Genomic DNA, 11,500 nt, shown 5'->3' on the forward strand with positions numbered 1-11,500 from the left:
ATCAGATCTTCTCGAACTTTGAACGATTGGGCAGCAACTTATGCAATGCCTGTTGAATACGTTTCTTGCTTTGTTCAAATTCTTGTGGAGTCACATCTCGTTCAGTAAAACGGCCTTTCGACATTGAATCATTCAGGCAATACATTTGATAGTTGCCTGATTCTATTTCTTTTGCGGCATTTTCCACATTTCCAACACTGCGCAATTCAACGTACCTCCGACGTTTAAATGCATTTTTTACTGAATCCGGATAAAACTGTCCGCTGACAAATTGCCAGTAACGAAACAGATACTGGTTAACGTCAGTGGGTGCACGAAATCGCGATGCAGAGGTTTGGAGCAGCGCTTCAGGCTCTTTTTCCCATACGTTTTGATAGGTTTGTTTCAGATAGGGTTGTGGCTGATGATAATTAACAAAACCGCTAAAGGTCTTCCAACGCAATAATAACAAGGTATCCAGTATTTTTAAGCCATAACCGGGATAAAACCACTTCCACCAGTTTTTACCAATAATACCGCGCTTGGTCAGGCGATCACCTTTATGCCGGTTAAAGTTTTTATTAATTAGCTCCAGATCATTAAGCACGATAGGGGCAATAACACCTTCATGCATGATGTTGGAAATAGCCGCATTCACCGGCAATCCCTGACGAAAAAAATGCGTCTGTTGCAACGGCTGCAAAACAAAACAGTCGTCATTAAAATAAATAAACTGCTCACTTAATCCTTTGATTTTATGAAAATTAATTTCGATTGGATTAACGTTAAATACAGGCAAATGCTGTTTATCTAAAAAATCTTCGTGCTTAACGATAGTGATTTTATCGTGGTGAGTATTTAACCAGGCTGGTAGATGGCCCCAGGTCACAAAAAAGATGTGATTAACCCAGGGCATGAATTTCTCAATCCCACGAAACAGATACTGCAGATTGTCCCAGTCACGATAACGATCAGTGCCATTCATTATTACATGTGGTGTGGTGTATTTTGCTTTCTCGGCCAGCCAAGCGGGATCGTTCCCATCTACCCAGGTGATAACAATGTCGATGGGATCAACGAATTCAGACACGCTTATCACTCTAATGCTTTAACAAGATTTAACACGCTGTCTAAACCTTGTTTGATTTGGCTAATGCTCTGAGCATCCACTTTAGACAGCGACTTTTTAAGCTCGGTGGTCGATATAGTCGGTGTACGCGGCAGATAAACCACCTGACACAGGCTTTCCAGCTCATCAAATTTACCTTGCCAGTCGCTACCAATTCCAAAAATATCAACAGTGTAATGTTGAATATCCTGCTGTTTCTGTTGCCAGTTATCTTCAGGGATAACCAAATCTACACAAGACAACGCCTCCACAATAGCGGCCCGCTCCTGATAACTGTAGATGCTTTGTTTACCCTTAATGCTGTTAAATTCATCTGTAGACACACCCACAACAAGCCGGTCTCCCAGTTGTCGGAGTCGTTCAAGGATGCGCAAATGGCCAATATGGAATAAATCAAACGTACCGTAAGTAATAACTGTTTTCATCGCTGTCTATAACAAGGTGGCATTAGTTAACTCGTGCAGCCCCCAATCCTTTTTGGGTGTTCGCCAGTCGCCATAATGGGCTTGCAGATAATCTTCCACATCACTGGGAATATTGATACGTTGACCACAAAATTCATGGGTGTCCAGTTGTAATATATGGCGGCTTGGCATACGGATACCTCTTGAGGCCAGACAATAGTCCATCTGTTCGCCTTCAACATACTTAATGAAAAAATCCATCATCGGAAGGTTTGTTGACTCTTGTTCCGGACGTAATTTCATTGCTCTGACGCCCCCTTGTGGCACCGCACCAAATGCTTGTTTGGCAAATTGTTTTTCCAGTACCCAGCTCACTCCGGTGATAGAAGTCAGTTCAGGTAACAATGCCTCCACCACCTGAATGGTTAATTCAAGTTCATCACTTTTCAGTGCCAGATCGAGATCATCATCCCAGGGAATCAACTGCTGATCTCTAATGATCCCCAATAACGTACCCGCATCCACATAGTAACAAATGCTTTTTTCATTTAAGGCACGGCACATTCTGGTGAGCAAGTAAATTGCGTGTGCTTTCGTTTCTGCGTGCCCCAGTTTAGTCAATTTTAATGCAGACCAGCTCAGGATCTGAATTCGCTTTTTGGTGATGGCTAATTCTGTAATCAATTGAGTTTGGATCTGTTCCGCAAATTCGCTGGCGACAATGATATGTGCAGTCGGGTAACGACTCAAATGCTGTGGAGATATGACCGGCAACTGGTGTAATTGGGTATCGTGCTTAGTGGCATCATTGTCACAAAAAGCAACAACATCAAAATCATCCGCCAGGTTGGTCAATGCTGCTATTCCGGCTTGCCCCGCACCAAAAATGACAGCTTGTTTGGTTTGTTGCATAAGTCACTCAAATTTTGCTGGTTAGTTGAATAAAGGCTCTACACAAGTCCACACCGTCCCAAACAACGTTGAACTCCAGCGCCTTGCCGACCTCAATAAGCCGCTTGAACTTAGCCTTGCTGCATTGTGTTAATTGTGTACGAATAAACTCAACATCAACACCGTAACAGCCTATGGTTTGTAATTTATCGGCAAACGGCAATTTTCCTAAAGTATCCAACTGGCCAGTAAGTAACAATCCATGCCCTTGATGTTGTTGCAGCATAGCAGGCGATATTTCAGCCAACTCCATTAAAGTAATTTGTTGCAAGGCTTGTAAGTTATGCACTTCACATTGCTGCGTCATCAATAAGCGTTGGTAACCTGTATGTTGTTCTACCTGATCCGCCATTGAAAATGAGTCAGAAGCATTGAGTAAGGATTGAGACAATTGCTGATAAAACTTTTGTTGCAATTCCTCAGATGTCTGCCACCAAAACAATGCTTTTGGTGAGGAACAAGCCTGTTGCAGAAAAGGCAAAAGATCAGATTGAAAAGCTTTGACAGCCTGACTGATTTGTTGCGCTGAACTCAACTGCATTAACGCAATGGAAAAGCGATCAGGGAATGCTAGTTGCGGTGTTTGAGGTTCAATTTGACTGATAACTTCAATAGCATTATCACCGCCCCAAATTACCCGCATATCGCCCCAAAGACTGAGTTGGCGAGTTGCTTCAGTATTTTTTGCATCATATTCAACAATAGCTAACCTTTTATGCAACAACGATTTTGGATAGATACGCAAATATTGTTGCAACAGCGCGACCAATTGTCGGCATATCTCACCGCTACGCTGACTGATCCGTACTATATTTTGGTTACCAGACAAAAAAGAAACTAAAGCAGAGTAGAAAAACACCGTATCTACATTGGCTGGAGCAATGTGAAACACCTTACCCACTCTGCATTGACGACTGCTGACAAATTGATTTGCATGCTTGCAAAGTTGCTGTAAGTTTGCAGCTCGACTCCAAAACGCCAAGGCAATAATTTCAGGATGTATTCTTGCTTGAGGATTAACCAGTAAGAACTGTGCCAGTTGATTTACTTCATCCATTAGATTTGCTGACCAAGGCTGGATTGAAGGTATTTTTTCATTCCAAAACGGAATGTGCCAAGTCAATTCTGGTTGATGAAAGAAGGCTTCAGGCAAAGGTATCACTGCAACCTCTGACTTCAGCTTGTGGTACTCGCCCGTGCACCCGAAAATATTTGCCATTTCGCCCACAAGGACAATTATCTTCACCCAATATTTCGCCCAAATCTTCGGTTAACAAACAATGGCCAGGATAGCTTTGCGCCAAAACAGAATTCACTTGAATTAAGCCGATTTGATGGTGCCGACATAGGCTCATATCTGCCGGATTACGGATCAATATGTCTGACCAAACCGGGCAATGCAAATGTCCCTGCTCACATTCCATATAAATCGTACCGGTTTGCTCAACCATTCCGTAGTAGTCATGAACGGCAACGTTGCCTAATTGAGCACGAATTGTCAGCTTAAAATTTTCGCTACTAATTGCATGATTCTGCAGTTTTTTCCAGCCACCTCCATGAATGAGAATAGCATCATCACATTCAAACTCTGTGCAGGTCTTCTGCAATGCTTGAATAAAACGCTGCCAAACCATAAAGGTAAAACCAAAGATCAAAACTGGCTGATGGCTATATTGTTCGAAAAATTCGCTTACAGCCTGCAGATCAAGCTGCATATTTTCATCCAGCGCGTAAGTATGATTGCGCCCAAAAATAGAAAATCCTTGCAAACCCGCGGCTCTGGCTGTCATTTCGCCTGCTTTTTTTATTGTAGTAGGAGAGTCAATTAGCAACATGGGCCGGCGAGACTTGCCTAACCAACTCTGCATCAACTTAACCAAAATCTGGCTCTGAAGTTTGGCATTCACAGCACTTAAATAAATTTTTGACGGTGTGCCTGTAGTACCTGATGAGTTCAATTGTTTGAATACTTCAGATTTCATAATACTTTTCAGCTCTAATTCCTTAAATAACTTTACAGAGATAGGCGGGATAGTTGCGGTACTAGTTAAGTTGCCAGTGTACTTGCCTTGCTGAATAAGTTGTCTATAAGGTTGACAATGCTCAATATGGTACTGAGTTAAAGCGATTAATTCACGCTGGAGAAAATCCTGCTTATCATCAGATTTCCAGCTATAGACAGGTGCATCGAGGTAACTTTCAGTATTCACTTAATGAGCAACCTATATAAATGTGATTGAAATGGGCTAGGCATCAACAGATTCAAATTGCTTAACTATCTGTTTGATTTGTATATCAGATAAAGGCTCTCCAATTAAAGACGATAATTGGACCTCACCTTTTCTATACTTTCCTCTGTTACCTAACTGATCAACTAACATATTGCGCCAGTTGGCACTCTCTCTTGGTACTGCCAAATAACCAGAAAACTCAATATATTCTTTCACAACACCAATTTGTTGATGTAATTGTTGTAAATAAAATTCCTGAAAATCGTTTGACTGCCCTACAAAATGTAATTTGGGTATAAAATGAGCTACGTTTTGCATGTCTAGAAAGTAACGGGCTGCATAGTTAGAAAAGACGACCGATTTTAACATGGGGCGTTCACCACGCAGAAGCTCCTCCATATCTTGCCGAGTTTCAATATAGTCCAATTGACTAACTGTACTTAACAGATAATTTAGTTCAGTAGTCTCAATCCATCTGTAAAATTCTTTATTGTATTTCCCCATAACTAACAATTTATATTGTTGGTTGAACCTATTTTTTTCTATCAACTGGAGTGTTTCCAGCAGTTCCGGACACCTATCTATATCTGCCACTATAATATTGGAGAGTTCATTCTGATTAACCGATAAAGGCCGGCAATTATTGCTAGCGGTTAACCACCAGTCGAGCCTATGCTTAAATTCAGCAGCTACCACTTTCGGCATAACATAGGCCAAGTTGTATTTCATCCTTTTGGCTTTGGCTAGATAATTTTCCCTTTGACCAGTAAAGGAACTTGACGTGTCAAAAGCATCTGGCACCAGCATATAATCATCATAAATAACCTGTAACGTATCCCGCCACATTTGTTTGGCCTGATTAAACAATTCGATACTTTGTTGCGGGTCGTTAGACGATACCAGTAGCTTACTAAACACCGCATTGGCATAATTTACTGTGCCATACAGTAAATAAAACAACAGTGACTTGCCTTCCTGATAGGAGGCAAACAGCATCGATTTCTGGCTTTCAATCAGTCCTTCTGCCTCCTCAACATTATTGATATCCATTTCAACCCGCTGAATCACTTTGCTTAATTCAAAATCGAGTCGTTCGGGGCTGAATTTAGTCAAGAATTGTTGTTGATAATTATGATCCTGATTGGCTTTAACAAATGCCTGTTGTTTGATCGAATTTAACGCAACTTTCTTCTGCTCTGCGTCGGCAGTCACCAGAATATTATCGAATCTTAAGGGAGTACTTCCCGCTATCCTCGCGCCATCGCTGCAGTTGAAGCACTCTACCCTGGCTGAGGCCAGCGACTGCTCAATAATAGCCTTGGATACCTTGAATTCGTGTTTGGTAAAGACGGTTTTTCTGAAGTTGCCTGGTACCACCAGGGCGGTATTGTTTTTCGCTGCATAGTCATACAGCTCTTCACCATGCTGATCATAATATCCGGACTGTTTGGAGTGGTGTTGTTTGTTGTCAAAAAAGCCTAAATCAATACCAATCAAATACAACTGATTAAACTGCATGCTGGTAAACAGGTTCATCACAAAGTTGGATACCGTTGGGAAGGCGAATTTAAGCTTTTCGTAATGATTTTCACCCAATATTTGCAAAGCGGAGGTGGTAGACGATTCCCCTTCTTTAAAGGCGATATACACATCTTTAAACAAATCACAGGTATCGGGATGGATGCCGTTACAGGACAACAAACTGATTTGTTTTAAATAGTCAAAATCTCCTACCCGACAACACCAGTCAAAGGTGGCTCGGTTCTGTTCTATCTCGGCATGAAAATCCGGCACAATGCCGTTTTTATGCAGCACCTGCAATGAAGTACCACAGGAAACGACAATCGCCTGCTCCTGCCATTCCTTAATCGCATCAATTGCTGAATCCAGTGACGGGCCATTGCCCACCATAAATATCGGTACACTTTTGTCATCAAAACCAAGTTTGTTACTCGGTTTGCTAGCGAGTAGCGGGTAATTCCGATTAATTACTTCAGTAGTTTGTGCGATACCATAGCGGGCATGGTCGTAATATTCTCCCATCGCTATCACAACTTGTAGCTGTTCTCTCAACTGGGCAATTGCCTGAACTAAATTGGCATTAAAATAGCTCTGGTAAAAATAGGTGCTGGCCAAAATATAAGGGCCGATAGAATAAAACTGATTAAGTAAATCACGAAAAAGATTGGTGCCATCGTCGCCTATATTGATATAAATCCGCGCACCGCTTTCATCCACCGTTTTTAAAATATGTGCCCAGTCAATCGCGAACAGGGATGCGTAAAAGAAGTCCCGGTTCGGCTCACACAAAAACAGCTTTTCAACTTTATGATGATTAAACAAATGTTCAACCTGATAACCGGCACCCAGGCCAAACATAATCAGTGCTTTTAAGGTTGCCGGTAATTGTCCTTGTTCTTCTTCAACTTCATCGAGCAATTTTTCCGTTTCCGCCACAAAGCGATAATGGGTGTAATGTTTAAGTTTGGTGCCTTTATAACCTAACACCAACCCGTCTTTATTAGGCTGCTCGCTGAAGTTATCGAAGTTTAAAATACATTCCTGTCTGGGATCGTCGCCGTACCAGCTATGCAGCGAATCCAGTTTCACCATATTGATGCTACCACCACCGGCTCTGGCAGGTCGCCAGACTTTAGGCTGATAGTTTTTGAATTCCTTATAAATATTGGGAAAGTAGTTTTTAAACGCATCTATATTCTGTTCAAACAACCTGTCGCCTTGCGGCTCAACATCCTGAAATGCAGTTAGATCAAGCGCCGGAGTCCAATGCGGCAAATAGTCTTGAGTTTGCTGGTTCAGCGTATAGGAAATCCCTTCTTTTTGGATTTGGCTCCAGGATTTGCTCGTCAATTCTTTGCTAATCGAGCTAAATACCGGGTGATTGTAATGCTGATAGTAATAAAAACCCTTTACCGGAAAATGTTCTGCCAGTTCTTGCATGTCAGCGAGCAGGTTACGGCCATCTTTTTCTAACTGAAGATATATTGCTGTCCCTTTGGATTGGGCCAGGGTTAGTATTTGTGACCAGTCTGTCGACAAGACCGAACATTGGAAATACTGCAATTCAGGTTCATAAATAACTAAATGCTTGATATTGTGCCGCTCAATCAGCAGTTGAATATGCTTGCCCAACGCTAAACCAAGCACCACCATCACATCAACATTATCCGCCAGAGCAGGCAGGTTTTGCCACGTCAAATAAACATCCGAGTTTTTTATATCTGTTGCGGGATGCTTGTCCTTAGTCAATAAGGCTGTCGGCCGCTCAAAATCCATATAAGGGCAATGACGGGTAATATAGCTGTATTGCTGCTCGATTTCGCGTTGCGGCTGACGGCCGTAAAACGTTCGTCCGACGCCGTAATCGACGATATTGGTCTCGCCCCACTTATTACAAAACAACGCAATGTTTTGCGTCCGGATGTCTTTTATAAAGGGCAGAAGTGACGGTATAAATTGCGTAAAGGCACGTAAATTACGTTGATAGATCGTCTGGATATCGGCCGATAACTGCAGCTCCAGGTCAGCCTGTTTTTCGTCGTCCTTATCAAGGTGTAGGCGAATATTCTTTAACATCGATCTCGTCTGTCCATTTTACTTGCTATCAAACCAGGCTTGCAGGGTTGCGTAATCACGCTTACCGGATGAGGTTAAGGGTAACATATCGAATTCGGCCAGTTGAATCACTGATGGATGTAAATGCAATTGCTGGCTCAACATCTGCTGGATCACCCTGATATCGTTGGGCTTCTCAAGGCTTTTTTGCACACCGACCTGTAATTTGTTGTCGTTACCCACCGCGGCAACGGTTAGCTGGTTATCGGCCAACAACGCCTCAACTTCATCTAAATTCAGTCGCACGCTAAAGGGTTTAATAAAACGCGCTAAACGACCACTGATAAAATAATCGCCATCAGCATCACGGTAGGCCAAATCACCGGTAGCCAAATAGTCCGGGGAGCTAAAGCTGCACAAATCTGATTTATTTCGGCTATAACCAAGCATAATATTAGCACCGCGATAAACCAGTTCACCCTGTTGCTGCTCGCCCGATACCAGTCTGCCCTGCTCATCTTGCAAACAAAATTCACCGCCGGGTATGACCCGACCGATAGATTCCGGCTTAGCTAGCGGGTCCGCGTTAAACGCCATGCGTGCTGTCGCTTCGGTTTGACCATACATGACAAAAAACCGTTTATCCTGTTGTTGTGCATATTGTGCCAACTCTGCCACTTTGCCGGTGGCCAATTTTCCACCTGCCTGAGTAAAGTAACGCAAATCAGGCAAGTTCTTCCGGGTAAAACGCAAACGCAATAACATCTCGTAGCTGTACGGCACACCGGCGAAGCTGTTAATTTGATGCTGTTCGAACAACGTCCAGAATTCACGACTCACCAAACTATGCTCGGTTAAGACTATCGTCGCACCGACTAGCAAATGGCTGTTGAGCACCGACAGCCCATAAGAATAGAACGGCGCTAAGGTAGTAATAGTTTTATCACTGGCAAGAATAGGCAGATATTGGCAAATTGAATCGGCATTTGACTGCAAGTTGGTCTTCGACAATGCCACTTGCTTGGGCGAGCCTGTGGAACCAGAGGTAGACAGCAATAAGGCTAAATCATCATCAAAAACATGATGATAATCAGTAACAAAGGATATCTCAGCGTCTTTAACCAGCCAGTTGGGATAATAGGCATCGACAAGGGATTGCAGATAAGGTTCGGCTATCTGCTTATCGACCATTATCACTACATGGCCCGCCTGCAGACAAGTGAGATAGGTCACCAGTGTCGTAATATCATTACCCGCCTGCAGCACAACCAGTTGTCTGTTTTGCGGTAGTTTTTTCCTGAATGAGTCGATGCGCTGCTGCAAATCGGCATAGCAAAGCACCGTATCACCTTCTATCAAGGCAATATCATCACCAAATTGCTGCAAGCCGGAAAAAAACAACTGCGTTCACCTGTCAGTCAAACGCAATTCGGTGCTTTGCCAATATCTGTTTGGCTTTGGATACCGAGCTCATATCAATAATATCGTCAGTATCCAGCATCACATCAAACTGATTCTCCAACTCAGCGATCAGGATCATATGCGCAGTCGAATCCCATTGGGGAATGCTGTTATAGGCCAGTTCATCGCTGACGCTATCAATTTCAATTCCCAAACCCGTTGCAAAGGCCTGATACAGTTTTTCGGTTGTTGTCATACTCATATTACCTTGATAAAAAACGCTTAAGGGTTTGGCTGGCCTGCTGGTAATCCCTCTCGGTCAGGGTAATTTCCACCAGTTCTGCCTGCTTTTGTATTTTATAGCCCAGTTTTAAATTGTAATTCAGCGCTGCCTGATTGGACTGTTTGACCACTGCGTGCAATTGCTTGACCTTTAATTGCTCAAAACAGTAATCATTGATCAACAATGTAGGAGCAAAAGCCAGCAAATTTCCGCGATAACGCTTATCGCCAATATAGAGTCCCGGCTCAATGGTAGTAGCATTTCGCAGGGTTTGCCCCTGATAGATGGCCTTGATATTGGCACTGCCAATGGGCTGTTGCTTATAATAAATTAACCAGTGTTGTTGTGCTGGATCACGCTGAATTTTATTAAACCAGGCGGTTTGTTGTTCTTTGCTGATTAGCTCCTGCGACAACATAAACTGACTCACTTGCGGATCATTTCGCCAGCCTCTGAGTAACTCCAGATCCTCAAACTCCACAGATTTAAGCTGTACATTATAACCGGCCAGTTGCTTCATCAACGCCACATCCGTTCAAGGCTATCCAGCACATTTTCCGCACCGTTTGCAGGCGACATTAACTCCGCCTGCAGATGCATGTTGTGCAGCTGCGAGTCGTCATGCCAGACAGTCAGCAATTTATCGGTCAGCAACTCAATATCCACCTTTTCAGTGGCATCAAAGACTTCACACCAACCTTGCTGTGCCGCCTGTCGGGTGGCATTACGCTGATTTTCCGCCACAATCACCAGTAATGCCGGTGTATGACAATAAGCAATCTCAAACTGGCTGCCTCCGGCCGCCGACAGCATCATTCGTGAATAACTCACCACTTCTGCCATCTGCTGACAATTGTGGATATGCTGTATCGGCTGAGCGCTTTGCTGAATAAACGCCTGTAATTCATCCAGATAAGGATAGGCCGCGCCAGTAATCACTCGTAGCGGAATATCCACTTTTCTTTTTTGCAAGGATTGCAGGATAGGCAGCGTCAAATTTAGCGGATCACTGCCCCCCAGCATGAGTGTCAATGAATGACGCTGCTGCCAATCAACTGGAGGCTGGCTATAAAATTCCTGACGTAAAATCCTGTAGTCAGTTCCCAAACAATAAATCGCCTCTGGCGCAGTGCGAGAATAGTTTAGTTTATCGGCATTGCTCGCAGCGTTAATCACCATATCTGCATAGAGAGGCCCGCTGTCGTTGTTGTCATCGAAGATGACCAGATAATTGAACGCGGCTTTTAAGCTGGCGCGATATTTGTGGTCGAATTGATATCCGTCCAACACTACAAAATCAAACTCATCCAAATCAAATTGCTGTTGTAACCAATCCAGTTCCTCTGGCTGGCTGACATGGTCCGGGATTGATTTCACTTGTCCAACCCAATCATGCCGGCCGCGGGCAAGGGGTACCGTCTGCTGCCGTAGTGCAAAAATAATTTCAACCTGCTGTTGCGCCAAAGCCTGCGCCAAAGCCTGACAACGCATCAGATGACCAATCCCCATTGCACTGCTGGCATCGACGCGGAACAATACTTTCATG

At 43.4% G+C, this 11,500-nt stretch carries 10 protein-coding genes; all 10 read right to left on the minus strand.

What is annotated here, in order from left to right; genetic code table 11:
* Window position 1: 1 nt before the first annotated feature.
* The 10 genes from V1467_RS15080 to pseG are packed head-to-tail and all read right to left on the minus strand — an operon-like array spanning window position 2 to window position 11,499.
* Window positions 2-1,069: a Stealth CR1 domain-containing protein gene (locus tag V1467_RS15080; RefSeq protein ID WP_416305801.1), complete on the minus strand. Its 1,068-nt coding sequence runs from the start codon at window positions 1,067-1,069 to the stop codon at window positions 2-4.
* 5 nt (window positions 1,070-1,074) lie between these two features.
* Window positions 1,075-1,533, minus strand: coding sequence for an adenylyltransferase/cytidyltransferase family protein (locus tag V1467_RS15085; protein WP_416305802.1), 459 nt, complete (start codon window positions 1,531-1,533; stop codon window positions 1,075-1,077).
* Between the two features lie 6 nt (window positions 1,534-1,539).
* Entirely contained in the window at window positions 1,540-2,424 is an 885-nt protein-coding gene (locus V1467_RS15090; RefSeq protein WP_416305803.1) for a LicD family protein, read from the minus strand.
* 7 nt (window positions 2,425-2,431) lie between these two features.
* Window positions 2,432-3,682: an acyl-CoA reductase gene (locus V1467_RS15095; protein ID WP_416305804.1), complete on the minus strand. Its 1,251-nt coding sequence runs from the start codon at window positions 3,680-3,682 to the stop codon at window positions 2,432-2,434.
* Window positions 3,609-4,673 (minus strand): acyl-protein synthetase, encoded by a 1,065-nt coding sequence (locus V1467_RS15100; RefSeq protein WP_416305805.1) that lies wholly within the window; start codon window positions 4,671-4,673, stop codon window positions 3,609-3,611. Before V1467_RS15100 ends, V1467_RS15095 begins: the two co-directional genes overlap by 74 nt.
* Before the next feature lie 36 nt (window positions 4,674-4,709).
* On the minus strand, window positions 4,710-8,291 hold the full coding sequence (locus tag V1467_RS15105; RefSeq protein ID WP_416305806.1) for a 6-hydroxymethylpterin diphosphokinase MptE-like protein: 3,582 nt from the start codon (window positions 8,289-8,291) through the stop codon (window positions 4,710-4,712).
* 18 nt (window positions 8,292-8,309) lie between these two features.
* Window positions 8,310-9,671 carry an AMP-binding protein gene (locus V1467_RS15110; protein ID WP_416305807.1) on the minus strand — a complete coding sequence of 454 codons (1,362 nt, stop codon included), beginning with the start codon at window positions 9,669-9,671 and terminating at the stop codon, window positions 8,310-8,312.
* A 13-nt stretch (window positions 9,672-9,684) separates the two neighbouring features.
* Window positions 9,685-9,927 (minus strand): acyl carrier protein, encoded by a 243-nt coding sequence (locus V1467_RS15115; RefSeq protein WP_416305808.1) that lies wholly within the window; start codon window positions 9,925-9,927, stop codon window positions 9,685-9,687.
* Window positions 9,928-9,934: 7 nt separating this feature from the next.
* A complete protein-coding gene (locus tag V1467_RS15120; protein ID WP_416305809.1) occupies window positions 9,935-10,474 on the minus strand; it encodes a GNAT family N-acetyltransferase in 540 nt (179 codons plus the stop codon).
* The gene (gene pseG, locus V1467_RS15125) at window positions 10,474-11,499 is read right to left on the minus strand and encodes a UDP-2,4-diacetamido-2,4,6-trideoxy-beta-L-altropyranose hydrolase (protein ID WP_416305810.1); all 1,026 of its coding nucleotides are present in this window, start codon (window positions 11,497-11,499) and stop codon (window positions 10,474-10,476) included. The genes V1467_RS15120 and pseG overlap by 1 nt, the downstream gene beginning before the upstream one ends.
* Window position 11,500: the final 1 nt, after the last annotated feature.

The organism is Neptunicella plasticusilytica, assembly GCF_047922965.1.
In the GTDB taxonomy this organism is placed as follows: domain Bacteria; phylum Pseudomonadota; class Gammaproteobacteria; order Enterobacterales; family Alteromonadaceae; genus Neptunicella; species Neptunicella plasticusilytica.

What these genes read in the sequence shown, in the direction of transcription:
- V1467_RS15120 (WP_416305809.1), bottom strand. Translation starts at nt 10,474, where the DNA reads ATGAAGCAACTGGCCGGTTATAATGTACAGCTTAAATCTGTGGAGTTT.
- V1467_RS15105 (WP_416305806.1), bottom strand. Translation starts at nt 8,291, where the DNA reads ATGTTAAAGAATATTCGCCTACACCTTGATAAGGACGACGAAAAACAG.
- V1467_RS15115 (WP_416305808.1), bottom strand. Translation starts at nt 9,927, where the DNA reads ATGACAACAACCGAAAAACTGTATCAGGCCTTTGCAACGGGTTTGGGA.
- pseG (WP_416305810.1), bottom strand. Translation starts at nt 11,499, where the DNA reads ATGAAAGTATTGTTCCGCGTCGATGCCAGCAGTGCAATGGGGATTGGT.
- V1467_RS15085 (WP_416305802.1), bottom strand. Translation starts at nt 1,533, where the DNA reads ATGAAAACAGTTATTACTTACGGTACGTTTGATTTATTCCATATTGGC.
- V1467_RS15090 (WP_416305803.1), bottom strand. Translation starts at nt 2,424, where the DNA reads ATGCAACAAACCAAACAAGCTGTCATTTTTGGTGCGGGGCAAGCCGGA.
- V1467_RS15095 (WP_416305804.1), bottom strand. Translation starts at nt 3,682, where the DNA reads ATGGCAAATATTTTCGGGTGCACGGGCGAGTACCACAAGCTGAAGTCA.